Source organism: Methylobacterium sp. NPDC080182 (assembly GCF_050281105.1).
Taxonomy (GTDB): domain Bacteria; phylum Pseudomonadota; class Alphaproteobacteria; order Rhizobiales; family Beijerinckiaceae; genus Methylobacterium.
In genome coordinates, this window is sequence record NZ_JBNNWO010000013.1 from 233188 (window position 1) to 255311 (window position 22124).

Annotated in this window: 25 protein-coding genes and 1 rRNA gene; 12 read left to right on the top strand and 14 right to left on the bottom strand. The window is 72.1% G+C overall.

Going from position 1 to position 22124, the window contains the following annotated elements; translation table 11 throughout:
• Positions 1–58 precede the first annotated feature (58 nt).
• The 4 genes from ACQKQD_RS22885 to ettA all read left to right on the top strand — a co-directional run bounded on the left by ACQKQD_RS22885 (position 59) and on the right by ettA (position 3363).
• Complete coding sequence (locus tag ACQKQD_RS22885) at positions 59–280, top strand: hypothetical protein (RefSeq protein WP_056533022.1); 222 nt, start codon at positions 59–61, stop codon at positions 278–280.
• Positions 280–1161: a DNA/RNA non-specific endonuclease gene (locus ACQKQD_RS22890; RefSeq protein WP_427509642.1), complete on the top strand. Its 882-nt coding sequence runs from the start codon at positions 280–282 to the stop codon at positions 1159–1161. Before ACQKQD_RS22885 ends, ACQKQD_RS22890 begins: the two co-directional genes overlap by 1 nt.
• Before the next feature lie 19 nt (positions 1162–1180).
• Positions 1181–1516, top strand: coding sequence for a hypothetical protein (locus tag ACQKQD_RS22895; protein ID WP_427509643.1), 336 nt, complete (start codon positions 1181–1183; stop codon positions 1514–1516).
• Positions 1517–1710: 194 nt separating this feature from the next.
• On the top strand, positions 1711–3363 hold the full coding sequence (ettA, locus tag ACQKQD_RS22900; RefSeq protein ID WP_020096342.1) for an energy-dependent translational throttle protein EttA: 1653 nt from the start codon (positions 1711–1713) through the stop codon (positions 3361–3363).
• Between the two features lie 87 nt (positions 3364–3450).
• Here ettA and ACQKQD_RS22905 read toward each other — a convergent pair whose 3' ends face one another.
• Complete coding sequence (locus ACQKQD_RS22905; RefSeq protein ID WP_427509644.1) at positions 3451–4398, bottom strand: NAD-dependent epimerase/dehydratase family protein; 948 nt, start codon at positions 4396–4398, stop codon at positions 3451–3453.
• Between the two features lie 287 nt (positions 4399–4685).
• Here ACQKQD_RS22905 and ACQKQD_RS22910 point away from each other — a divergent pair, with 287 nt between their 5' ends.
• On the top strand, positions 4686–5879 hold the full coding sequence (locus ACQKQD_RS22910; protein WP_427509645.1) for an OpgC family protein: 1194 nt from the start codon (positions 4686–4688) through the stop codon (positions 5877–5879).
• A gap of 16 nt (positions 5880–5895) precedes the next feature.
• Positions 5896–6069, top strand: coding sequence for a DUF2256 domain-containing protein (locus ACQKQD_RS22915; RefSeq protein ID WP_170855278.1), 174 nt, complete (start codon positions 5896–5898; stop codon positions 6067–6069).
• Here the strand turns inward: ACQKQD_RS22915 and ACQKQD_RS22920 are convergent.
• From ACQKQD_RS22920 to ACQKQD_RS22935, 4 genes are read right to left on the bottom strand one after another with little or no spacing between them, the layout of a single operon-like run.
• The gene (locus tag ACQKQD_RS22920; protein ID WP_427509646.1) at positions 6003–6668 is read right to left on the bottom strand and encodes a nucleotidyltransferase family protein; all 666 of its coding nucleotides are present in this window, start codon (positions 6666–6668) and stop codon (positions 6003–6005) included. The genes ACQKQD_RS22915 and ACQKQD_RS22920 overlap by 67 nt on opposite strands.
• On the bottom strand, positions 6661–7713 hold the full coding sequence (locus ACQKQD_RS22925) for a molybdopterin-binding protein (protein ID WP_427509647.1): 1053 nt from the start codon (positions 7711–7713) through the stop codon (positions 6661–6663). The genes ACQKQD_RS22920 and ACQKQD_RS22925 overlap by 8 nt, the downstream gene beginning before the upstream one ends.
• Positions 7710–8411, bottom strand: a complete 702-nt coding sequence (locus ACQKQD_RS22930; RefSeq protein ID WP_427509648.1) for an XdhC family protein — start codon at positions 8409–8411, stop codon at positions 7710–7712. The genes ACQKQD_RS22925 and ACQKQD_RS22930 overlap by 4 nt, the downstream gene beginning before the upstream one ends.
• Positions 8411–8734, bottom strand: a complete 324-nt coding sequence (locus ACQKQD_RS22935) for an XdhC family protein (RefSeq protein WP_020096348.1) — start codon at positions 8732–8734, stop codon at positions 8411–8413. Before ACQKQD_RS22935 ends, ACQKQD_RS22930 begins: the two co-directional genes overlap by 1 nt.
• A 380-nt stretch (positions 8735–9114) precedes the next feature.
• Between ACQKQD_RS22935 and ACQKQD_RS22940 the strand changes: the two genes are divergently transcribed.
• A complete protein-coding gene (locus ACQKQD_RS22940) occupies positions 9115–10509 on the top strand; it encodes an ATP-binding protein (RefSeq protein ID WP_427509649.1) in 1395 nt (464 codons plus the stop codon).
• Positions 10510–10521: 12 nt separating this feature from the next.
• Here the strand turns inward: ACQKQD_RS22940 and ACQKQD_RS22945 are convergent, their stop codons facing one another.
• Positions 10522–10827, bottom strand: coding sequence for a hypothetical protein (locus ACQKQD_RS22945; RefSeq protein WP_026605442.1), 306 nt, complete (start codon positions 10825–10827; stop codon positions 10522–10524).
• Positions 10828–11005: 178 nt separating this feature from the next.
• Here ACQKQD_RS22945 and ACQKQD_RS22950 point away from each other — a divergent pair, with 178 nt between their 5' ends.
• Positions 11006–11197, top strand: a complete 192-nt coding sequence (locus tag ACQKQD_RS22950; RefSeq protein WP_026605443.1) for a hypothetical protein — start codon at positions 11006–11008, stop codon at positions 11195–11197.
• Between the two features lie 23 nt (positions 11198–11220).
• Positions 11221–12402 carry a pyridoxal phosphate-dependent aminotransferase gene (locus ACQKQD_RS22955; RefSeq protein WP_427509650.1) on the top strand — a complete coding sequence of 394 codons (1182 nt, stop codon included), beginning with the start codon at positions 11221–11223 and terminating at the stop codon, positions 12400–12402.
• 189 nt (positions 12403–12591) lie between these two features.
• Here ACQKQD_RS22955 and ACQKQD_RS22960 read toward each other — a convergent pair whose 3' ends face one another.
• The 3 genes from ACQKQD_RS22960 to ACQKQD_RS22970 form a co-directional block, all read right to left on the bottom strand.
• Positions 12592–13656 carry an esterase gene (locus ACQKQD_RS22960; protein WP_026605444.1) on the bottom strand — a complete coding sequence of 355 codons (1065 nt, stop codon included), beginning with the start codon at positions 13654–13656 and terminating at the stop codon, positions 12592–12594.
• Positions 13657–13767: 111 nt separating this feature from the next.
• Positions 13768–14280 carry a DUF533 domain-containing protein gene (locus tag ACQKQD_RS22965; protein ID WP_020096354.1) on the bottom strand — a complete coding sequence of 171 codons (513 nt, stop codon included), beginning with the start codon at positions 14278–14280 and terminating at the stop codon, positions 13768–13770.
• 69 nt (positions 14281–14349) lie between these two features.
• Positions 14350–14685 (bottom strand): hypothetical protein, encoded by a 336-nt coding sequence (locus ACQKQD_RS22970; protein ID WP_100253777.1) that lies wholly within the window; start codon positions 14683–14685, stop codon positions 14350–14352.
• A 249-nt stretch (positions 14686–14934) separates the two neighbouring features.
• On the opposite strand from ACQKQD_RS22970, the gene ACQKQD_RS22975 reads away from it, so the two are divergent.
• Positions 14935–15819, top strand: coding sequence for a transglutaminase-like domain-containing protein (locus ACQKQD_RS22975; protein ID WP_427509651.1), 885 nt, complete (start codon positions 14935–14937; stop codon positions 15817–15819).
• Positions 15820–15822: 3 nt separating this feature from the next.
• Here the strand turns inward: ACQKQD_RS22975 and ACQKQD_RS22980 are convergent, their stop codons facing one another.
• A complete protein-coding gene (locus ACQKQD_RS22980; RefSeq protein ID WP_427509652.1) occupies positions 15823–16851 on the bottom strand; it encodes an alpha/beta hydrolase in 1029 nt (342 codons plus the stop codon).
• 190 nt (positions 16852–17041) lie between these two features.
• Between ACQKQD_RS22980 and meaB the strand changes: the two genes are divergently transcribed.
• Together meaB and ACQKQD_RS22990 are read left to right on the top strand one after the other, a co-directional pair.
• Complete coding sequence (gene meaB, locus ACQKQD_RS22985) at positions 17042–18028, top strand: methylmalonyl Co-A mutase-associated GTPase MeaB (RefSeq protein ID WP_091683681.1); 987 nt, start codon at positions 17042–17044, stop codon at positions 18026–18028.
• Between the two features lie 142 nt (positions 18029–18170).
• Positions 18171–18548, top strand: a complete 378-nt coding sequence (locus ACQKQD_RS22990) for a CsbD family protein (RefSeq protein ID WP_020096359.1) — start codon at positions 18171–18173, stop codon at positions 18546–18548.
• Between the two features lie 72 nt (positions 18549–18620).
• On the opposite strand, the gene ACQKQD_RS22995 is transcribed toward ACQKQD_RS22990, so the two are convergent.
• From ACQKQD_RS22995 to rrf, 4 genes are all read right to left on the bottom strand, one after another.
• Positions 18621–19406: a 3-hydroxybutyrate dehydrogenase gene (locus tag ACQKQD_RS22995; protein WP_427509653.1), complete on the bottom strand. Its 786-nt coding sequence runs from the start codon at positions 19404–19406 to the stop codon at positions 18621–18623.
• 72 nt (positions 19407–19478) lie between these two features.
• On the bottom strand, positions 19479–20987 hold the full coding sequence (locus ACQKQD_RS23000) for an ATP-binding protein (protein ID WP_427509654.1): 1509 nt from the start codon (positions 20985–20987) through the stop codon (positions 19479–19481).
• The gene (locus ACQKQD_RS23005) at positions 20984–21679 is read right to left on the bottom strand and encodes a winged helix-turn-helix domain-containing protein (protein ID WP_427509655.1); all 696 of its coding nucleotides are present in this window, start codon (positions 21677–21679) and stop codon (positions 20984–20986) included. The genes ACQKQD_RS23000 and ACQKQD_RS23005 overlap by 4 nt, the downstream gene beginning before the upstream one ends.
• A 366-nt stretch (positions 21680–22045) precedes the next feature.
• Positions 22046–22124: ribosomal RNA gene (gene rrf / locus ACQKQD_RS23010) — 5S ribosomal RNA — on the bottom strand; the annotation flags it as partial.

The following is a 22124-nucleotide window of genomic DNA, read 5'->3' on the forward strand; positions in this document are numbered from 1 at the left end:
CCTTAACGCCACAAGAGGTTCGCCTTTGAATCCGGCTCGTCTGTGCACAATCCTGCTCATGTTCGCGATTACGGGTCACGGCCAAGCTTACGCCCAGCCACGGCCGCCGGACGGCAATCTCGACTTCCTCTGCAACTTCCTCGGCGACTGCCCGGCGCGGGTCGCGCCGGGCGGTCCCGATCGCGATGCCCGTCCGTTCAGCAACAGCCTCGGCCGGCCCTGCGCGTGGCGGGACCGCCCGACCCCGGAGGGCGTCCGCCGGGTCCGCGTCTGCTGGTGATGCGGGCACCGACGCTCGCCGCCGCGGTCCTGACCCTCGCGCTGGTCGCGCCCCCGGTCCGCGCCCAGGATTCCTGTCCGGCCCTGTTCGCCGACGGGCAGTCGCCCGTCCTCACGAATCCGAAGCTCGCCGTCCGCGCGGTCCCGCTGTGCTTCGAGGCCTTCGCGGTCCTGCATTCCGGCGTGACGCGCACGCCGCTCTACGCCGCCGAGCACCTCACCCGCGCCAGCGTCGCGGCGGCCCGGGCGGTGGCCCGCGACGATTCCTTCCACGAGGAGACGCGCCTGCCGGAGGATCAGCGCGCCGCGCTGGAGGATTACGTCCGCAGCGGGTTCGACCGGGGCCATCTCGCGCCGGCCGGGGACATGCCGACCCTCGCCGCCCAGGCCGAGTCGTTCAGCCTCGCCAACATCGTGCCGCAGAACCGCGTCCTGAACCGGGGACTCTGGGCGGATATCGAGGAGAGCACCCGGCGCCTGGCCACCCGCCGGGGCGCGCTCTTCGTCGTCACCGGGGTGATCTTCGCGGGCGACGCGGTGCAGCAGATCAAGGGCGGCGTGCTCGTCCCGACACAGCTCTTCAAGGCCGTGTACGACCCGTCGCGCGGCGAGGCGGGCGCCTACCTCGCCCGGAACGACGATTCGAAGGACTGGCGCGCCCTGTCGATCGACGATCTCCGCCAGGAAGCCGGCATCGACGTCTTTCCCGGCCTGCCGCCCGCGGCCCGGGCGACCGCGATGGGGCTGCCGGATCCTCAGGCCTCCGCCCGCGCGGAGGAGCGCCGGCCCCGGCACGAGCAGACCTGGCAGGACTGGCTCGAGCGCGAACTCGCCCGCGCCCTGCGCAAGCTCGTCCGCGACTTCCTGCGCACGTTCTTCTGAGAGCTTCTGAGAGGACCCGATGCCCGAGAACAAGCGACGCGCCCGGCCCAAGACGGCAAGCCCGGACAACGAGAGCCCGGACGGCAAGAACTCGGACACCGAGGGCTTCGCGCCGTTCGCCGACGATGCCGGCGTGCGCTCCGTCGGCGCCCTGAGCTTCGAGAACGGCACGGACCGGATCGCCCTGCACGGATCCCTCGACCTGACCCGCGACCGGACCGGCCTGGAGCAGGCCAGGCTGCTCCGGGAGACGCTGGACGCGATCGTGAAGGCCCTGGAAGCGTCCGACCTGCCGGACGCGGTGGCGGAGGTGCCGGACGCGCCGCCGCGAACGGTCAAGAACCCCTTCGCGTGAGCGATCCGGCGCCCGCCGGCGGCCGGTCCGTCCTTGTCGCGTCCTTGCCGCGTCCCGGCGGGCCTGATACTCCGAGAGGGTCATTCCTATATCGTAGGGACGCGCGTCCAGGACGGGTGCTGAGGCCCGGTGCCTGACCCGTGCCGCTGGCACGATCCGCGCGGTCCCGAACAACGCGCTGAGGACGATCCGCGATGGCTCGCGAATTCATCTACCACATGCGGGGCCTGACCAAGGCCTATACCGGCGGCAAGAAGGTCCTGGATAGCGTCAACCTGTCCTTCTACCCCGACGCCAAGATCGGCGTGCTCGGCATCAACGGCTCCGGCAAGTCGACGCTGCTCAAGATCATGGCGGGCATCGACAAGGAGTTCACCGGCGACGGCTGGGTCGCGCAGGGCGCGCGCGTCGGCTACCTGCCGCAGGAACCCCAGCTCGATCCGAGCAAGTCCGTCCGCGAGAACGTGATGGAGGGCGTCGCCGAGAAGCAGGCCATGCTCGACCGCTACAACGAGCTCGCCATGAACTACTCGGAGGAGACCGCCGACGAGATGACCGAGCTCCAGGACCGGATCGAGTCGCTGGGCCTCTGGGAGCTCGACTCGAAGGTCGATCAGGCCATGGAGGCCCTGGGCTGCCCGAGCGACGAGCAGCCGGTCGCGACCCTCTCGGGCGGCGAGCGCCGCCGCATCGCGCTGTGCCGCCTGCTCCTGTGGGAGCCGGAGCTGCTGCTGCTCGACGAGCCCACCAACCACCTCGACGCCGAGACGGTGAACTGGCTGGAGGGTCACCTGCGCCAGTATCCGGGCGCGATCCTGATCGTGACCCACGACCGCTACTTCCTCGACAACGTGACGAGCTGGATCCTGGAGCTCGATCGCGGCAAGGGCATCCCGTACGAGGGCAACTACTCGGCGTGGCTGGTCCAGAAGCAGAAGCGCCTGGAGCAGGAGGGCCGCGAGGACATGGTCCGGCAGCGCTCCATCGCCCGCGAGCAGGAGTGGATCGCCGCCTCGCCGAAGGCCCGCCAGTCGAAGTCGAAGGCGCGCATCACCCGCTACGAGGAGCTGGTCGCCAAGCAGGCGCAGAAGGTCGACGCGTCCGCGCAGATCGTCATCCCGATCGACGAGCGACTCGGCAACAACGTCATCGAGTTCGAGCACCTCAGCAAGGCGTTCGGCGACCGGCTGCTGATCGAGGACCTGTCGTTCAAGCTGCCGCCCGGCGGCATCGTCGGTGTGATCGGCCCGAACGGGGCCGGCAAGACCACTTTGTTCAAGATGATCACCGGCCAGGAGAAGCCCGACAACGGCAAGATCGAGGTCGGCGAGACGGTGAAGCTCGGCTACGTCGACCAGTCGCGCGACGCCCTCGACCCGAACGCCACGGTCTGGCAGGAGGTCTCCGGCGGCAACGACATCATCTATTTCAACAAGCGCGAGATCAATTCGCGCGCCTACTGCGCGGCCTTCGCGTTCAAGGGACCCGACCAGCAGAAGAAGGTCGGCACCCTCTCGGGCGGTGAGCGCAACCGCGTTCACCTCGCCCGGACCCTGAAGGGCGGCGCCAACGTGCTGCTCCTCGACGAGCCGACCAACGACCTCGACATGGAGACCCTGCGCGCCCTCGAGGACGCGCTGGAGGATTACGCCGGCTGCGCGGTCATCATCAGCCACGATCGCTGGTTCCTGAACCGCATCGCCACGCACATCCTGGCCTTCGAGGGCGACAGCCACGTCGAGTGGTTCGAGGGCAACTTCTCCGACTACGAGGCCGACAAGGTCCGCCGGCTCGGGGCGGATTCGATCATGCCGAAGAAGATCAAGTACAAGCGCTTCTCGCGCTGAGACCGGTCGCGGCTCCGGGGCGCCGCCGGCGTTCCGGAGCCGCGCGCCCGTCCGAGGGCGTTGCCGTCACCTCTGCCCGGTGACGGATCACCGGAGGCGCGCCCGCGCCTCCGCCAGGATCGTCGCCAGGCTCTGCGCGAGCGGGATGGTCGGGGCCCATCCGGTGGCGGTCGCGAAGGCCGCGGGGTCGCAGCCCTCGCTGCGCACGCCCGCCGGGCGGACCCGGCCGGGCGCGACGCGCAGGTCGAACCGCGCCTCCGTCAGGCCGCGCAGCGTCTCCAGGATGTCGGAGACCGGTGTGACGACCCCCGATCCCACGTTGAAGATGCCGCCGTCCGGCAGGTCGTCGATCCGGGCGATCACGCGCAGGCACGCCGCGGTGACGTCGGCCACGTCGAGGAAGTCGCGCCCCGCCGAGAGGTCGCCGACCTCCAGGCTCGGCGGCGCCAGCCCCCGCTCGATGCGGGCGATCTGACCGGCGAAGGAGGCGACCACGAAGGTCTCGCTCTGCCCGGCCCCGATGTAGTTCGACGGCCGCAGCACGAGATGCTTGATCCGGGCATTCGCCAGCACGTCGCGGAGGATGTACTCGCAGGCGTTCTTGGTCCGGCCCGAGATCGTGTCGGGGCGCGGCGTGACGCTCTCGTCCGGGCGCGGGCAGGCGCGGAACACCTCGCCGTAGACGACCGTGGAGCTGAGGAAGACCAGCGCCGCGCGGGTCCGCGCCACCGCCTCGGCGAGGTTGAGGGTGCCGAGCAGCTCCGCCCGCCAGGCGTAGGACGGCGTCTCGCTCGACTGCGCCACCGAGGCCAGCGCCGCGAGGTGGAACACGCAGGTCGGGTCGAAGGCCGCGACCGTCTCGGCGAGCTCGCGCGCGTCGAACGGGTCCACGGCCCTCAGCGTCACGCCGTCGAGGGGCGGTGGCGGGCTCCGGTCGAGGCCGAGGATGGGGCTGCCCGACGGCAGGTCCCGACGCAGCGCCTCGAGCAGGCGGCGGCCGAGATAGTCTCCCGCTCCGGTGACGAGGACGCGCATGCCCCTTGCCCTCAACCCTGCCACGAACCCAGCGACGCGCCCCGTGCCGGCGCGGGCGCCGGGAACCGGGATCGTCGGCCGCGTCTATACCGGGCCCCGCCGCGACGCGAGGGGGCGGCGCGGCCAACGGCCGCCGCGGCGGGCGGATCATCGGTGCGACCCCGCCGTTGTGCACATCCGAACAAAGGCGCGTGATCGGCGGGGCCTCGGGCGGCCGGCGCGCTATGGTTGCACCGCGGCCCCGGCCGCTCCGCGTCCGGACGGAGAGCGCCACGGTGATGGGCTGAGTGACGCGCCTCGACGATCTCGAACGGCCCGGCGCCGCGGAACCGCGGGCGCTCCCCCCACCGCCCGCGGAGGCACGGCCGGCGAAGCCCGCGCGCGACGCGCGGGTCGACGTGGTGCGCGGCCTCGCGCTCCTGACGATCTTCATCGACCACATCCCGCGCAACGCGCCGGCCCTGCTGACACTGCACAATTTCGGGTTCTCGGACGCCGCCGAGATCTTCGTGCTGCTGGCCGGCTACTCGTCGATGATCGCCTACGGCGGGCTGTTCCGGCGCGCCGGGATCCGGACGGCGCTCACGCGCATCGCCAAGCGCTGCCTGCGCATCTACCTGTTCCAGGCCGGGCTGCTGCTCGCGACCCTGGTCATCGTCCGGATCTGGATGGACCTCACCGGCCTGACGCCGCGATTCGGCGTCGCGCCGCTGCTGCAGATGGGGCTGCTGCCGGGCCTGCTGCGCGGCCTCGCGCTGAACGCGCTCCCGAACTACCTCGACATCCTGCCGCTCTACATCCTGCTGCTGGCGCTGTTCCCGCTGATCTATCTCGGGATGCGGCGCGGGATCTGGGGCGTGCTGGGCCTGTCGGGTGCCCTCTGGCTCGCCGCGAACGTCGATCACCAGCTGAACCTCCCGAACGCCGCGGCGGTGGACGACGGGTGGTACTTCAACCCCTTCGCGTGGCAGTTCCTGTTCGTGATCGGCGCGGCGCTCGCGGTCACGGTCCGTGCCCATGACGGCCTGCTGCCGCGGCGCGGCTGGGCCGTGGCCGCGGCCGCGGCCTACCTCGCCTTCGCGTTCCTGCAGGGCGGGTCCTGGGCGGAGTGGGGGCTTCCGGACCTCCGGCCGCTGGCGATCGGGCCGCCCGACAAGAGCCACGTCGCGCCCCTGCGCCTGATCAACATGCTGGCGCTGGCCTACCTGCTGTTCAGCGCGCCCGCCGTGGCCCGCGCGAGCCGGTGGCGGCGGCTGCGCCTCGTCGACGCCTGCGGGCGGCACTCGCTGGAGATCTTCGCCGCCGGATGCCTGGCGGCGCTGATCGGCCGCATCCTCTACCGGACCTTCGACCCCATCTGGCCGCTGCAGATCGCGGTCAATGTCGGGGGGATCGCGATCATGCTCGGCCTCGCCCACGCGCTGGACGCGCGCCTGCGCCGGGCGGCCGGGACCGGCCCCGACGCGCGCCGGCCCGGATAGGCCGGGAGGAGCCGCGATGCCGCCGATGCGCCGCAAGGGCGATCTGCCGGAGAAGATCTGCGCCCAGTGCGGCCGCCCGTTCGCGTGGCGCAAGAAGTGGGAGCGCGTCTGGGACGAGGTCCGCTACTGCTCGGACCGGTGCCGGGCCGAGGCGAAGGCCGCGCGCGGGCGCGACGCGGCGGGGCGCTGACCGCGCAGCGCGGCCAGCGCGTCCGGCGTGTCGACGTCGAGGGCGGTGGCCGGGTCGCCCGGGATCTCCAGCACGTCCGGCCGACCCTTCAGGAGCGGCCCGGCCCCGTGATCGCCGGCGAGGCGGGCGATGTCCGGGCCGAGGCGGCGCAGGTTGAGCAGCACCGGGTTCCCCCGCCGGCCGGCCTGCACTGGCACCACGGCCGCAGGCGGCTCCGCGGCGCCCGCCGAGGCCTCCGCGAAGGCCTCCGCCAAGCGGTCGAGATGCGCGGCGGTGACGCGCGGCATGTCGCCCAGCACGACGATGGCGGCCGTGCAGGTGGCGGGCAGCGCCGCGAGACCGGCGCGCAGCGAGCTCGCGAGGCCGGAGCGGTAATCCGGATTGTCGACGCGGACGAGGTCGAGCCCCGCCAGCGCGTCGCGGACCGCCGCCCCGTGCGCGCCGAGCACGGCGACCACCGGCCGGGGCCGGGCGCCGAGGGCCGCCTCCGCGGCGTGGCGCAGCAGCGGCCGCCCGTCGAGGGGCGCGAGCAGCTTCGGCGCGGCGCCGAACCGGCTGCCGAGGCCCGCGGCGAGCAGGATCGTGCCGATCTCAGGCATTCCTGTCCTCCGCCCCCGGATCCGGCTCGTCCGCCGCGGCCGCGCCGCCGGCGCGGGGCTGCGGGCGCGAGACGATCTCCATCAGCAGGCCGCCGACGCCGAGGGCGACGATGTCGGCCCGGGTCACGGTCAGGTCCGCCAGCAGGCGGTGGAGGATCCAGTCGAAGCCGTTCTCCTTGGGCGAGCGGGCGCAGCCCGGCGCGCCGATCAGCGGCACGCCGCCGCGGGCGCCGACGAGGAGCAGGTTGCCGGGGTCGACCGGCATCCCGAGATGGTCGACCCGGCCGCCCGCCGCCGCGATGCCGGCCGGGATGACGTCGCGCCGGTCGGCGATCGCCGAGGCGCCGAACACCACCACGAGGTCGGCCCCGGCGCGGTCGATCATCTCCGCCAGGGACGCCGCCACGGAGGCGGCGGTGTGGGGCACCCGGGTCTCGGCCACGATCGCGGCGCCCGCGGGCGCGAGGCGGTCGGCCAGGGCCCGGAGGGTCTTGTCGATCGTCGTCTCCTTGAGGCTCGGCAGGCGCGTCGAGACCACGGCCACCCGGCGGCGGCGATACGGCACCACCCCGAGGACGTCGCCCTCCGCGGCCGCGCAGGCCCGGGCCAGCACGGCGCCCGGCACGGCGTAGGGGATGATCTTCACCGTGGCGACCATCTCGCCCTCGACCACCGGCCGGAAGCGCGGCAGCGTCGCCACCGTCACCGCCTCGTCGACGGCGTTGACCGCGTCGATCCGGGCCGGATCGAGGGTGAGCACCCCCGCCGTCTCGGCGAACAGGTTGCTGCGGCCGGTGAAGGGCGCCTCGACGCGCAGGTTCGGCCCGCGCAGGCGCGCGGCGAGCCGCGCCGCGGCGGCGTCCTCGCCGACGTCGCCGGGCTCGAGCGTGGCCGCCACGATCTCCGACAGGCCGGCGCGCGCCAGGCCGGCGGCGGCCTCCGCGGCGATGACGGCGCCCTTGCGCAGGGTGATGTCGGCCCGCCGCACCGTGTGCGCGCTGATCAGCCCGGCCGAGTCCGCGACCGGGACGGTTCCGAACCTCACGCGACCTCCGGGCGGGGCACGCGGCGCAGGGCGGCGACGATCTCGGCGAGCACCGCCAGGGCGATCTCGGCCGGGCTCACGGCGCCGATGGGCAGGCCGATCGGCGCGCGGATCCGGCCGATCTGCGCCGGCGTGAACCCGGCCTCCGTGAGCCGCGCGACGCGCGCCGCGTGGGTCTTCCGGGAGCCGAGGGCGCCGACGTAGAAGCACTCGGCCGTCAGCGCCGCCTTCAGCGCGGGATCGTCGATCTTCGGATCGTGGGTCAGGGCCGCGAGGGCGCAGTAGCGGTCGAGGACCGGCACGCTGGTCCCGAGGGCGGCGTCCGGCCATTCGGCGACCAGCGGGGTGCCGGGGAAGCGCTCGGGCGTCGCGAAGGCGGTGCGCGGGTCGATCACCGTGAGCGCGAGGTCGAGCCCCGCGGCCATCGGCGCCAGGGCCTGCGAGATGTGGACCGCGCCGACCACGACGAGCCGCACCGGCGGCACCTGCACGGTCAGGAACAGGGTCCGCCCGCCCGCCTCGACGAGGCCGCTCTTGCCGGAGGCGAGGTGCTTCGCCAGCACGTCGGCGAGGGGATCGGCGGCGATCGCGTCCTCGCCGACGAGGCGCTGCGCGCCGTCGGCGATGTCGGTGATGAGGATCGCGGCGCGGCGCGCGGCCCGCGCGTCGTTGAGCGCTGCCAGGACGTCGCCGCGCATCAGTCGACCCGCTCGACGAAGACCCGGATCCGGCCGCCGCAGGACAGGCCGGCGCGCCACGCGGTCTCGTCCGCGACGCCGAATTCGAGGACGCGCGGCACGCCCGCCTCGATCACCTCGATCGCCTCGGTGATCACCGCGCCCTCGACGCAGCCGCCGGAGACGGAGCCGAGGAAATTGCCCTCGCCGTCGACCACGAGGTGGCTGCCCACCGGTCGGGGGGCGGAGCCCCAGGTCTCGATCACCGTGGCGAGGGCCACGGCGCGGCCGTCGCGCCGCCAGGACTGTGCGGCGGAGAGGATGTCTGTGTCTGTGCTGAGCATGGCCTCGTGGACTTCCGGCCGGCGGGCGCCCCCCGCCCCTCACAGGTATGGCCCGCGTGCCGCGGTGCAAGAAGCCCTCATGCTGAAGGGAGCGTCAGGGAACATTGGCCGAGATCGTCGGTCGGCCATACTCTGCACCCACGATCTTTCGCGGAGACGGCGCCCCGATTAGTGTCCGGCATGTCCAAACCACAGCCTCATCCTGAGGTGCCGGAGCGCAGCGGAGGCCTCGAAGGAGCCCTCCAGCCGGCCGCGCGACCCCTGGAGCCCTCCTTCGAGGCCCGCTGGCGCGGTCACCTCAGGATGAGGGCGTGGGGTGGACGTTTCGCTGAAACCGAGGCCCCTCTCGCCCGATGGGCCCGGCCCCGGCGCCCAGCCCCATGAACGCCCCGGATCCCGCCCTCGCCCGGACGCTCCGCAAGGAGCCGCCGCGCTCGCCCCCGCGCCGCCTGTGGAAGCGCGTCAGCCGGGCGATCGGCGACGTCCTGCCGAAGGGCCTCTACGCCCGCTCGCTGATCATCATCATCGCGCCGGTGGTCCTGCTCCAGTCGGTGATCGCCTACACCTTCATGGAGCGGCACTGGCAGCTCGTGACCAAGCGCCTGTCGGCGGCGGTCACGGCGGACGTCGCCGCGCTGATCGACATCTACGAGAGCTACCCGCAGGACAAGGATGCCGAGACCCTCGCGCGCATCGCCGGGGAACGGCTGAACCTCGACCTCGACATCCTCAAGGGCGCCAAGCTGCCGCCACCGGGCCCGCGCCCGTTCTTCTCGATCCTCGACGAGGCCCTGTCCGACGAGATCAAGCGCCAGATCCGAAGACCGTTCTGGATCGACACGGTCGGGCGCTCGAACCTGATCGAGATCCGCGTGGCGATCCCCGACGGGGTGATGCGCATCACCGCCCGGCGCAGCCAGGCCTACGCGTCGAACTCGCACATCTTCCTCGTGTGGATGATCGGCTCGTCGCTGGTGCTGCTCGGCGTCGCGATCCTGTTCCTGCGCAACCAGATCAAGCCGATCCTGCGGCTCGCGGCCGTGGCGGAGGGCTTCGGCAAGGGGCGGGAGATCGAGTTCCGGCCCCGCGGCGCCCGCGAGGTGCGTCAGGCCGGCCACGCCTTCATCGAGATGAAGCGGCGCATCGAGCGGGCGATGGAGCAGCGCACGACGATGCTGAACGGCGTCAGCCACGACCTGCGCACCATCCTGACCCGGTTCCGCCTGTCCCTGGCGCTGATCGAGCAGACCGAGGAGATCGAGGATCTCAGCCGCGACGTCGACGAGATGAGCCGGATGCTGGAGGGCTACCTCGCCTTCGCGCGGGGCGATTCGGCCGAGCCCGCGACGCCCACCGACATGCGCGCCCTGCTGGAGGACCTGCGGACCGACGTCGAGCGCCTCGGCGCCCACGTCTCCGCGGTCGATCTCGCCGGCGCGCCAGAGGTCACGGTGCGGCCCGGCGCCTTCCGGCGCTGCCTGTTCAACCTCGCCGCCAACGCCGTCCGCTACGGCGAGACGGTGGCGATCTCCGGCCGGCTGGAGGCCCGGACCTTCCTCGTCTCGATCGACGATGACGGGCCCGGCATTCCGGCGGAGAGCCGCGAGGACGTGTTCAAGCCGTTCGTGCGGCTCGACGACGCGCGTCAGGATGCCGGCGGCTCCGGGCTGGGCCTGTCGATCGCCCGGGACATCGCCCGGGCCCACGGCGGCGACATAACCCTGCACGACAGCCCGCTGGGTGGTCTGCGGGCCACCGTCCGGGTCCCGGCCTGAGCCGGATCCGGCTCAGGTATCGGCGGGCCGGCGCAGGCGCAGGAACTCGGCCTGCACGTTGCGGATCAGGTGATCCATGCTCGCCTCGTCGAGGGCGGCGCTCGTCAGCCGGGCGCGCAGGCCGGCCTCGCCGTTCCAGGCGTAGCCGGCCTCGAACGGCAGGTGGCGCCGCAGGAGCGGGCTCACGACCGACTCGCGCCGGTAGGCGGGATGTCGCAGCAGCCGCCCGATATGGAGCGCCAGCGTCTCGACGCTGGAGGATCTGGAGCCTGAACTCCCAGCTCCCTTGCCTTTCGAATCGACCGATGCCCAACGCATACGTGTCCGCCCTCCCGGAGACGCCACTGTTGCGCGAAATGATTGCGCATCCATGAGCGTTCGGGCGAGCCGGCGAAAAACTGCAGCTCGCGGGGTCCCAACCTTCGCAGCACGGTGATATGCAGGGGCGCTTTCCCAGGGCCGCGGTCAGCCGCGCGCCGGATCCCGAGTGCCGAACATGAACCCGCTCGTCCCGCTCTTCGCCCTCATCTCGCTGCCGCTCGCGGCCATCGGGCTCGTGCTCTACACCGATGAGGGCATCAACCCGGACCTGTTCTACGCCTCCGTGAAGACCTTCGTGATCCTGGGCGCGATCGCCGCGGCGATGTCGTTCGGCGCGATGAAGCTCTCGGAGCGGTCCAAGCACTGACGTCCCACCGCCCGGAGGGCGCGATGCTGCACGTGGTCCCGGCCTTCTCGCGCATCGGCGAGGAGAACGCCTTCGCGGTTCTGGCGCGGGCCCAGGCCCTCGCCGCGCAGGGTCGGGACGTGATCAACCTCGGCATCGGCCAGCCGGACATGCCCACGCCCGCCCACGTGGTCGAGGCGGGGATCAAGGCCCTGCGCGACGGACACCACGGCTACACGCCGGCTGTCGGCATCCCGCAGCTCCGCGAGGCGGTGGCCCGCGACATCCACCGCCGCCACGGCGTCGAGGTCTCGCCGGATTCCGTGATGATCGTGCCGGGCGGCAAGGTCACCATGTTCATGGCGATCCTGATGTTCGGCGCGCCCGGGACCGAGATCCTGTATCCGGACCCCGGCTTCCCGATCTACCGCTCGATGATCGAGTTCACCGGGGCGACGCCCGTGCCGGTGCCGATCCGCGAGGAGAACGGCTTCGCCTTCTCGGCGGCCGAGACCCTGGCGCTGATCACGCCGAAGACGCGGCTGCTGATCGTCAACTCGCCCGCCAACCCCACCGGCGGCGTGACGCCGAAGGCCGAGATCGACGCCCTGGTGAAGGGCCTCGCCGAGCACCCCGACGTCGCGGTGCTGTCGGACGAGATCTACGGCACCATGACGTACGACGGCGAGACCCACCACTCGCTGCTGAAATATCCCGAGATCCGCGACCGGCTGGTCTACCTCGACGGCGCGTCGAAGACCTACGCGATGACAGGCTGGCGGCTCGGCTGGTCAGTCTGGCCGAAGCCGCTCTACGACGCGGCGCGCAAGCTCGCGGTCAACGCGCATTCCTGCGTCAACGCGGCGACCCAGTGGGCCGGCATCGCGGCGCTCGACGGACCGCAGGCTTGCGTGGCCGAGATGGTCGCCGAGTTCGACCGGCGCCGGGCGATCGTGGTCGACGGGCTGAACGCCCTGCCGGACGTCTCCTGCATCGCGCCCAAGGGAGCGTTCTACGCCTTCCCGAACATCGCCCGGACCGGCTGGAAGGCGAAGCCCCTGGCCTCGACCCTCCTGGAGGAAGCGGGCGTGGCGGTGATCGGCGGTCCGGATTTCGGCGTCCACGGCGAGGGCTACCTCCGCCTGTCCTACGCCAATTCGGCCGAGAACATCCGGCGGGCGCTGGAGCGGATGGGCACGTTCCTCAGCACGCACAGGCCGGGCTGAGAAGACGCCCCGTCACCGACCTCGGCAGGGACGCCATCATCCGCGCCGCCGTCCTCGCGAGCGCGGCGAAGCGATCCAGTCGGCGCGACGACCGCAGAGGCCGGGCAGCCCTGGGTCACTTCCCTGGGCTCGCGATGACGGTTGTGGCGACCGAACCGTTTGAACGCACACCGGTTCGACCGGCACGCCTCAGGACTTGCCGGGCGCCCGCTTGTCGATCCAGCCGACCAGCCAGTCGGCGATGTCGAGGCTGTTCTTGTCCTGCATCAGCATGTGCGAATTGCCGTGGATGCCGATCTCGGGCAGCAGGATCAGCTCCGCCTTGCCGCCCGCGGCGTTGGCGGCCGCCACGAAGCTGCGGCACTGCTTGAGCCGCGGCGCCCAGCGGGGCGAGGCGTCGACGTAGTCCCCGAACAGGACGAGGATCGGCAGGTCCTTGTAGGGCGCGAGGTCGTCCTTGGCCGGGTCCGGGCAGGCGGCCGGCTCGATGGCCACGATGGCGCGCAGGCCGGTCCGATCGAGGGCGGCGGTCTGGAACGGGTAGATCCCCGACTGCGAGTGCGAGATAAGCACCGCGCCCTTGAGCCGCTTGGCGAGCTCCGACAGGGCCGGCACGGTCGGGTTCGGCACCGGCAGGGCGGCCGACCAGTCCGGGACCATCTGCTTCCAGAACTCGCCCTGGGCCTCCAGGGGGAACTGCATGCCGGGGAACACCTTCGGGTATTCCGGCCCGAACCGGAAGATCGCCCAGGCCGGCTCGCGCCCGGCCGAGAACACGGCCGGCAGCGTCTTGGGGTCGGCCTGCCCCGTCTTCACGGCGTTGATCTGGGCCGGGCTCGCCGCCGAGCGGCCGCGCCAAGCCTGGTCGATCACGTAGGTCGGGAAGCCGCGCCGGACGAGATACTCGTCCCAGCCCATGCGCCCGTCGGGCGTCGTCTCCCAGGTCTTGCCGGTGAGGCAGCAGCCGTGGATCAGGACCAGCGGCGGCCGTCCGGCATTCACCGGGACCTGATAGCGGACGTAGATCTGGTCGACGCTGATCGTGCCCGACGGCGCGTAGGCCGGCAGCGTCGAGAGCGTGTCGGACTGGACGTCGCGGCCGCCGACGAAGAAGCTGCCCTGCTCGGCGATCGTCAGGGGGCCGGCGGCCGGATCGGCCGCGCGCGCGGAGCCGCCGGCGATCAGCATGGCTGCGACCAGCGCGCAGGCCCGCCGGCGGGCGCGCCCGGGCGCGGGCACTGACAGTCCTGCCATGAAATGTCCCGTCCTCCCGCGCGCGGGCCGTCCTCCGGACCCGTCGTCGCGCGGGAGCCTAGCACGAAGCTCGGCCGCCGTGGGAGATCCGCCCTTCGGGCAGGTTGCCAGTCAGGCTCCGATGTCGCGCTCGACACGCTCGACCGCCTCCGCGGGCAGGTCGAGGGCCTCGGCCAGCATCTTCAGGAACTGACGCTCCTGAAGCGTGTCGGGCTCGATGGCGAGTCGCGCCGCCGCGAAGATCCGCGCCGCCGCGTCGGGATCCGCGACCCGGTCGGCGATCGCGTCGACGTCGGCCGGGTCCGCGAGCTCGCGCTCGAGCCAGGCTCGACCGTCGGGATCGAGGCCCGCCTCCGCCACGGCGGCGTCGAGGCGCCTGCGCTCCGCGGCGTCGACCATCCCGTCGGCCGTCGTGGCCGCCACCATGGCCCGCAGCATCAGCCGGGCCTCGTCCTCGTCGACCTTCGTGAAGTCCGGGCCCCCGGCCTCGGGCGGGGGCGCCCCGCGCAGCGCCCGGTAGGCGAGGCCGCCGATCAGCGCCAGTCCGCCGAGGGCGGCACCGGCGGCGAGCCCGCCGCGCCTCGACCGCACGAGCGCGTCGACGATCCGTCTGCTGTCAGCCATGCCGTCCTCCCGGGATCCGATCCAGATCGGATCGGAAACCGCCCGGGAGGCGGTCGGGTTCAGCCGCGCTCAGGCGTCGGCCTCGTCCTCGTCCTCGTCGATATCCACGAGGAAGACGATGTCGGCCTCGTCCTCGTCGTCCGAATCGGACCCGGTGTGGCGCGGATCCTCGACGAAATCACCCTCGCCGTCGTCCTCGGCGAGGGCGTCCTCGAAGATCTCGACCTCGTCCTCGGTGGCGGCCCGGACCGTGAGCGCCGACGTGCCGTTCCAGACCGGCCTCCCGCCGGTCGTCATGGTCCGGATGTCTTCCTTGAAGCCGTCACAGGTGAAGAGGTCCTTGGCGGACGCCTCGTCGCTGTTGATCACCGCAACGGCGGTGCCGTCGATCTCGAGCGTGAACATGGCCGGCATCCCTCTCGTAACCGTCCTCAGGCGCGCCCGGTCCGCGGGCTGGCGCACGGGTGCGACGCGCTGCCCCGGGAAGAAACGTCACGGTTTCGTCCGTCTGACACGAGCGTCGCGCGGGGATGCTGTAGGGGTGAAGCGGACGGCCGCCAAGCCCGTCGCGGCCCGACCCGCACGATTCGGCGCGGCACGGATCCTGCGCCCATCAGGGCGGCCACAGTCTCGAACACGAAGGATCACCCGCGCATGCGGATCAGGCTCGGCTGCGAGATGCGCTACGCCTTCCCCTACCCCGTGCCCATGGTGGTGATGCTCAACGTGCATCCCTCCGGGGCGGCCGCCCTGGAGGCGCCCGACACGCTCCGGACCGATCCGCCCGTCCCGGTGGCGATCTACCGCGACGGTTTCGGCAACCTGTGCGGCCGGCTGACCGCGCCCGCCGGCAACTTCACCGTCGGGACCGACGCCGTGATCCGAGACAGCGGGAGGCCCGATCCGGCGCACCCGGAGGCCGCGCAGCACGCGATCGAGGCGCTGCCCGCCGAGACGATCATGTTCCTGCTCCCCAGCCGCTACTGCGAGTCCGACCTGCTGGCCGACGCGGCGTGGCGTCTCTTCGGCCATACCGAGCCCGGCTGGGCCCGGGTGCAGGCGGTCTGCGACTTCGTCCACGCCCACATCGTGTTCGGCTACGAGTTCGCCCATCGCGACCGCACGGCCGCGGACGCCTACGCGGGCGGGCGCGGCGTCTGCCGGGACTTCACCCACCTGGCCGTCGCGTTCTGCCGCGCCCTGAACATCCCGACCCGGTACTGCACCGGCTATATCAGCTTCATCGGCGAGCCCGAGCCGCACCCGGCGGGCGACTTCGCGGCCTGGATGGAGGTCTACCTCGGCGGCGCCTGGCACGTGTTCGACCCGCGCAACAACAGCCCGCGGATCGGCCGGGTCATGGTCGCGTACGGCCGGGACGCCGCGGACGTGCCGCTGACCCACACGTTCGGACCGAATCCCCTGGTGGGCTTCCGGGTCTGGGCCGACCGGATCGACCACCTGGACGCCTCGGGCGACGCGCCGGTCCTGCCGGAGGAGCCCCTGCCGCCGCAGAGCATGGCGACACGGACCGGGTGAGCGTCAGACGCCGGCGCCGCGGGCGATGGCGCGCTTGACCACGCCCTGGACGTCCGGGTTCGAGAGGAACAGGTCGTGGTTGATCAGGCCGCCGCCGTAATCGGAGGCATCGGCGACGCGCACGCCGAGCGCCTCGAGCTTGGCGCGATCGGCGGCGCCGGCGCGCACGCCCCCCGCCAGCGCGGCGGAGAGCTCGAGCGCCCGGTCGTTGGTCGAGGAGATCACGGTGATCTTCGAGACGTCGGGTCCCATGCGGGCGACGCCGTTGGAGAACAGGTCGAAGTCGATGTCGGGGGCGGCCAGCACCACGGCGCCGATCCGCGACATCGCCGCCTCGCCCGCCTCGGCGCGGAGCATCCGCAGGGTCTCGAGGGTGAGGAGCGTGCCCATCGAGTGCGCGACGATGTTGATGCGGCCGCCGCTCGGCGAGGCGGCGAGCGCCTTCAGCAGGTCCTCGAAGGCGTCGCGCGACCAGAGGGCGCTCTCGCGATCGTAATTGTAGTCGAGGGTCGCGGCCGCCGACGGCCACGTGAACAGGCCGGAGACGCCGCGGAACCGGATCCCGTCCGAGAGCCGGGCGGCGCTGACCGCGGCCGATTCGAACGATTCGCGGTAGCCGTGGACGTAGATCAGCACGTCGCGTCCGAGGGCCGCCTGGGCGAAGGCCTCGGCGGCGCCCGGTCCGGATTCGGATTTCGGAACCGCGCCGATGGTCCAGTCGCCGGTGATGACGGACGAGACCTTGCCGAGCAGCGAGCGGTCGGGCGGTGACAGGCGCACCTCGGCGAAGCTCAGGCCGCGGCCGCGGTCGCTGCTGAAATACGGCGGCCGGGGCGGGTTGCCCACGGGCTTGCGGGTCGTGGCGACCAGCAGCACCGGCATGACGTCGAGGGCCGACTGCTTCTCGGGCAGCGCCGCCCCGGACCCGAGGTCGTCGGTGACGCAGGCGCCGAGCGACGGGGCGAGGCCCGCGGCGCCCGCGAGCGCTCCGAAGCGAAGAAGGATGCGGCGTGAGACGATATGGCTCGACATGATCCGGTTACGCTCGGGCGGGACGCCTTCCGTTGCCCAGGATCGTGACCATCGCGGGGCACGAGCGACGCGACGCGGCGTGAATAGCGGGCACGGCCGGGCTTGTGGTGGGCGGGACACAGGCCGGCCATCCCCCGACCCCGATGCTCTCCCCCTCGACGGCGGCCGTCGCCGCGGCCATGAAGGGAGCATGACGCCGTCCATCGACATCGAGAGTCTCCGCGAGCGCCTGCTGCGCGGCGACCGCGCCGCTCTGGCCCGGGCCATCACGCTGGCCGAGTCCAAGCGCGCCGATCACCGGGCGCTGGCGGCGAACCTGATCGACTCGGTCCTGCCCGAGACCGGCCGGGCGATCCGCGTCGGCATCACCGGCGTACCCGGCGTCGGCAAGTCGACCACCATCGACGCCCTCGGGTCGAACCTGACGGAGGCCGGTCACAAGGTTGCGGTGCTCGCGGTCGACCCGTCCTCCTCGAGGACCGGCGGCTCGATCCTGGGCGACAAGACCCGGATGGCGCGGCTGTCGCACGATCCCAAGGCGTTCATCCGCCCCTCCCCCTCCTCCGGTACGCTCGGCGGCGTCGCGGCCAAGACCCGCGAGACCATGCTGCTCTGCGAGGCCGCGGGCTTCGACGTGATCCTCGTCGAGACGGTCGGCGTCGGCCAGTCGGAGACGGCGGTGGCCGACCTGACCGACTTCTTCCTCGTGCTGATGCTGCCCGGGGCGGGCGACGAGCTGCAGGGCATCAAGAAGGGAATCCTCGAGCTCGCCGACATGATCGCGGTCAACAAGGCCGATGCGGGCGAAGCCGAGCAGCGCGCCAACGCGGCGGCCTCGGAATACCGGGCGGCGCTGCACATCCTGACCCCGGCCTCGGCCACCTGGACGCCGCCGGTCGTCACGATCTCGGGCTTCCACAACCTGCGCCTCGACGCAATGTGGGCGAAGATCGTCGACCACCGGGAGAAGCTCACGGCGACCGGCGAGATCCAGGCGAAGCGCCGGGCCCAGGACGTGAAGTGGATGTGGGCGCTGGTCGACGAGCGCCTGCACCAGCGCCTCGTCGGCTCCCCGGAGGTCCGTCGCCGCACGGCCGAGGCGGAGGCCGGCGTCGCCCGGGGCGAGACCTCTCCGGCCGCCGGCGCGGCGGCCATCGCCGAGCTGATCGGGCTCTGACCGGTCCCGGCCGCCGCGCAGGCCGAAGGCGCACAATTTCGCGGTGATCGGGGGCACAAACGCCATCTCGCGCGTTCGGTGGACGACGGCGTAACGAGCGGCGCCCGTGTCGCGACGCCGCGCTCACGTCCAGGAGAGTGCCATGGTGGATACGGATCGGATCGTCGGCGGCGCCAAGGAGGCCGTCGGCAAGGTTCAGGGCGCGGCCGGCGATCTCGCCGGCTCGAACCGCGACTCGGTCGAGGGACGTTTCCGCGAGGCCCAGGGCCAGGCGCAGAACGTCTACGGTCAGGTGAAGGACAGGGCCCGGGACATCGCCGACCGCGCCGGTGACTACGCGAGCGACGCCTACGAGCGCGCCGGCGACGTCGCGGAGGACGTTTACCAGCGTGGCGGCTCGTACCTGCGCGACGGGCGCAGCGCGGTCGGCGCCCGGGTGGAGGAGAATCCCCTGGTCGCGCTACTGATCGCGGGCGCGGTGGGCTACGGCCTCGCCCTGCTGGTCCACGGCCGCCGCTGACCGGGAGCGGCCCCGCCCGGGCGCGGGCGGGGCCGACCCTTGTACGAGGCGCGCCTGTCGAGGCCGGGCGCGCTACTGCGCGGTCCAGCCCCCGTCCATGCTGATGTTGGCGCCGGTGATCTGGCTCGTCGCGTCGGAGCACAGGAACACCGCCAGCGCGGCCACCTGGTCGACGGTCACGAACTCCTTGGTCGGCTGCGCCTTCAGCATCACGTCCTCGATCACCTGCTCCTTGGTGAGGCCGCGGGCCTTCATCGTGTCGGGGATCTGCGCCTCCACGAGCGGCGTCCAGACATAGCCCGGCGAGATGCAGTTCACCGTGATCTTGTGGGGCGCGAGTTCCAGAGCCGCCGTCTTGCTCAGGCCCGCGATCCCGTGCTTGGCCGCCACGTAGGCCGACTTGAACGGCGAGGCCACCAGCGAGTGGGCCGAGGCCGTGTTGATGATCCGGCCCCAGCCCCGGGCCTTCATCCCGGGGATCGCCGCGTGCATCGTGTGGAAGGCCGAGGACAGGTTGATCGCGATGATCTGCTCCCACTTCTCGGCCGGGAAGTCCTCGATCGGCGAGACGAACTGGATCCCCGCATTGTTGACCAGAACGTCGACGGCCCCGAAGGTCTCCTCTGCCTCGCGCACCATGGCGGCGATCGCGTCGGGCTTGCTCATGTCGGCGGCCGAGTAGCGGGCCTTGACCCCGTAGGCGCTCTCGATCCCGGCCCGCGTCTCCTCGATGGCGGTCGCGTCCCCGAACCCGTTGAGGACGACGTTGGCCCCCTCCGCCGCGAAGGCGCGCGCGATGGCGAGCCCGATGCCGCTGGTCGAGCCGGTGACGAGGGCGGTCTTGGTCTTGAGAGTCATGGAGCCTCCTGGGACGCGGGCGCCCGGCCGAACGGTCGGGGACGGCGCGCTCGCGGTGGGACAGGTCGCGACCTAAGTAGCGCGGGAAGGGGATGCCGGCACAGGGTCGCCCGGAGGCGGTGCGGGCACGATGTCACCGGCTGCCGGCTGCGGGCGCGGCGTGGCCGGGAACGCGATCTCGACCCGCAGGCCGGGCCCGTTATCGGCGAGCCGCAGGCTCCCGTGGTGCAGGCGCACGACGGCGTTGACGAGGCTGAGGCCCAGCCCGAAGCCGGGCCGCGAACGGGCGTCCTCGAGGCGCACGAACCGGTCGAGCACGCGGGCCCGTTCCGCCTCGGGAATGCCCGGACCGTGATCGGAGACGGCGAGACGGATCGACTCCCCATCGCGCCACGCCTCGAGCGTCACGCTGGTCTCCGCGCCCGCGGATTCGGCCCCGTATTTCAGGGCGTTGTCGATGAGATTGGCCAGGGCCTGGCCGATCAGCTCGCGGTTGCCCGCGATCGTGAGTTCGTCCTGCGCGTGCACGGCGAGCGTCAGCCCCTGATCCTCGGCGAGCGCGTCGTACAGTTCGCCGACGCTCCGGACCGTCTGGCCTAGATCCAGCGGCACGAGGATCTCCCGGGCGGATCCGGCCTCGAGCCGCGCGATCATCAGGAGGGCGTTGAACACCCGGATCAGCCCGTCGCCTTCCTCGATCACGGCTTCCAGCGCCGCGCGCAGCTCCTCCGGCGTGGAGGCGCGGCGCAGGGCCTCGTCGGCACGGTTGCGCAGGCGGGTCAGCGGCGTCTTGAGGTCGTGGGCGATGTTGTCGGAGACCTCGCGCATGCCGCGCATGAGCTCGCCGATGCGCTCCAGCATCTGGTTGAGGCTCGATGCGAGACGGTCGAGTTCGTCGCCGTTCCCGGCCACGTGGAGCCGGTCGTCGAGATCGCCGGCCATGATCGCGCGGGTGGTCTGGGTCATGGCATCGACGCGGCGCAGCACCCGGCTCGCCGCGAGCCAGCCCCCGATCACCCCGAGGATCACGACGGCGGCGAGCGAGGTGATGAAGGCGCGCCCGATCACCGCCCGCAGCCGGTCGCGCTCCTCGGTGTCGCGCCCGACGAGCAGGCGGAACCCGCCCGGAAGGGTGAAGACCCGCACGATCGCCCGGTGCGCCTCGGCATCCGCGTCGTTGCGGCCGTAGCGCGTCTCGCTCTGGCCCGGCGTCGCCAGCACGGCGGCGGGCACGTAGCCGACATTGCCGACGACATGGTCGCCGCCGGCCGTGGTCACGAGGTAGAGCGAGGCGCCGGGCTCGCGGGAGCGCCGCTCCACCACGGTGATCAACCGCCGCAGGCCGCCGGCATTGTACTGTTCCGACAGCCCGTTGATCTCGGCGTCGATCGTGGAGACGATCTGGTCGTCGAGCACCGCGCGGGCGTTCCACGCGACGTAGCCGAGCGCCAGGAAGGCGCAGAGGGCGAAGATCGCGAGGTAGGCCAGCGACAGCTTGAACGCGGTGGTGCGGAACAGCTTCTGGAAACGCGCCGCCGCGGTCTCGCGGGCGATCGGCGCGTCGGTCCAAACCTCGCTCACCCGGCCGCGCCCTCGTCGTAGCGCAGCACGTAGCCGGCGCCCCGGACCGTGTGGATGATCGGCGACGCGAAGCCCTTGTCGAGCTTGCTGCGCAGGCGCGAGACGTGGACGTCGATGACGTTGGTCTGCGGATCGAAGTGGTAGTCCCAGACATGCTCGAGCAGCATGGTGCGCGTCACGACCTGTCCGGCGTGCCGAATCAGGTACTCGAGGAGCCGGAACTCGCGCGGCTGCAGCGGGATCTCGCGGCCGGCCCGGGTCACCCGGTGCGAGAGCCGGTCGAGTTCCAGGTCACCGATCCGGTAGCGCGTCTCCTCCGCGGCGCCGGATCCGACCTGCCGCCGGGCCAGTGCCTCGGTGCGCGCCAGGAGTTCGGAGAACGCGTAGGGCTTCGGCAGGTAGTCGTCGCCGCCGGCGCGCAGGCCCTTCACGCGGTCGTCGACCTGACCCAGCGCCGACAGGATCAGGGTCGGGGTCGCGACGTTCTGCTCGCGCAGCGACCGGATCAGCGACAGCCCGTCGAGCTTCGGCAGCATCCGGTCGACGATCAGCACGTCGTAGTCGCCCTCCCGGGCGAGCGCATACCCGTCGAGGCCGTCATGCGCGCTGTCGGCCACGTGTCCGGTCTCGCGGAACGCCTTGACGAGATAGGCGGCCGCCTCGCGGTCGTCCTCGATGATCAGCAGTCGCATGGCCCCGTTCCATAGCGCGCCGCGCGGGTCGGGGGAACGTATCTCCATCAACATGGTCAAGCCGCTCCCCTCCCCCGTCGTGATGGACGGGCCGAGGCCGCGGACCTCGACCCGTCCCGAAGCGGCGCGCGGAGGACTCGGAGGGCGCGAGATCCGTCACCGGCTTCGTCCGCGTCGGCGATGGGCCACGCGCGGTTCGAGGATGGTGGCGCGGGAGCGGTTACGGGATGCTCGCGGGAAGATGACTTCGCGGTAAGGCGGCCGCGGCGGGCTGGCCAACAGCGAAACGCCGACGGGCCGCTCTCGGAGAGAGCGGCCCGTCGGCGTCGCGGATCGTGTCGAGGGAATGGTGATTGCGATGGGCGGGTCTGGCGGCGACCGACTCTCCCGTGTCTTGAGACACAGTACCATGGGCGCTGGCGTGTTTAACGGCCGAGTTCGAGAT

Coding starts and splice junctions, on each gene's coding strand:
- ACQKQD_RS22885 (WP_056533022.1), top strand. CDS start 59: ATGTTCGCGATTACGGGTCACGGCCAAGCTTACGCCCAGCCACGGCCG.
- ACQKQD_RS22890 (WP_427509642.1), top strand. CDS start 280: ATGCGGGCACCGACGCTCGCCGCCGCGGTCCTGACCCTCGCGCTGGTC.
- ACQKQD_RS22895 (WP_427509643.1), top strand. CDS start 1,181: ATGCCCGAGAACAAGCGACGCGCCCGGCCCAAGACGGCAAGCCCGGAC.
- ettA (WP_020096342.1), top strand. CDS start 1,711: ATGGCTCGCGAATTCATCTACCACATGCGGGGCCTGACCAAGGCCTAT.
- ACQKQD_RS22905 (WP_427509644.1), bottom strand. CDS start 4,398: ATGCGCGTCCTCGTCACCGGAGCGGGAGACTATCTCGGCCGCCGCCTG.
- ACQKQD_RS22915 (WP_170855278.1), top strand. CDS start 5,896: ATGCCGCCGATGCGCCGCAAGGGCGATCTGCCGGAGAAGATCTGCGCC.
- ACQKQD_RS22920 (WP_427509646.1), bottom strand. CDS start 6,668: ATGCCTGAGATCGGCACGATCCTGCTCGCCGCGGGCCTCGGCAGCCGG.
- ACQKQD_RS22930 (WP_427509648.1), bottom strand. CDS start 8,411: ATGCGCGGCGACGTCCTGGCAGCGCTCAACGACGCGCGGGCCGCGCGC.
- ACQKQD_RS22935 (WP_020096348.1), bottom strand. CDS start 8,734: ATGCTCAGCACAGACACAGACATCCTCTCCGCCGCACAGTCCTGGCGG.
- ACQKQD_RS22940 (WP_427509649.1), top strand. CDS start 9,115: ATGAACGCCCCGGATCCCGCCCTCGCCCGGACGCTCCGCAAGGAGCCG.
- ACQKQD_RS22945 (WP_026605442.1), bottom strand. CDS start 10,827: ATGCGTTGGGCATCGGTCGATTCGAAAGGCAAGGGAGCTGGGAGTTCA.
- ACQKQD_RS22950 (WP_026605443.1), top strand. CDS start 11,006: ATGAACCCGCTCGTCCCGCTCTTCGCCCTCATCTCGCTGCCGCTCGCG.
- ACQKQD_RS22955 (WP_427509650.1), top strand. CDS start 11,221: ATGCTGCACGTGGTCCCGGCCTTCTCGCGCATCGGCGAGGAGAACGCC.
- ACQKQD_RS22960 (WP_026605444.1), bottom strand. CDS start 13,656: ATGGCAGGACTGTCAGTGCCCGCGCCCGGGCGCGCCCGCCGGCGGGCC.
- ACQKQD_RS22965 (WP_020096354.1), bottom strand. CDS start 14,280: ATGGCTGACAGCAGACGGATCGTCGACGCGCTCGTGCGGTCGAGGCGC.
- ACQKQD_RS22970 (WP_100253777.1), bottom strand. CDS start 14,685: ATGTTCACGCTCGAGATCGACGGCACCGCCGTTGCGGTGATCAACAGC.
- ACQKQD_RS22975 (WP_427509651.1), top strand. CDS start 14,935: ATGCGGATCAGGCTCGGCTGCGAGATGCGCTACGCCTTCCCCTACCCC.
- ACQKQD_RS22980 (WP_427509652.1), bottom strand. CDS start 16,851: ATGTCGAGCCATATCGTCTCACGCCGCATCCTTCTTCGCTTCGGAGCG.
- meaB (WP_091683681.1), top strand. CDS start 17,042: ATGACGCCGTCCATCGACATCGAGAGTCTCCGCGAGCGCCTGCTGCGC.
- ACQKQD_RS22990 (WP_020096359.1), top strand. CDS start 18,171: ATGGTGGATACGGATCGGATCGTCGGCGGCGCCAAGGAGGCCGTCGGC.
- ACQKQD_RS22995 (WP_427509653.1), bottom strand. CDS start 19,406: ATGACTCTCAAGACCAAGACCGCCCTCGTCACCGGCTCGACCAGCGGC.
- ACQKQD_RS23005 (WP_427509655.1), bottom strand. CDS start 21,679: ATGCGACTGCTGATCATCGAGGACGACCGCGAGGCGGCCGCCTATCTC.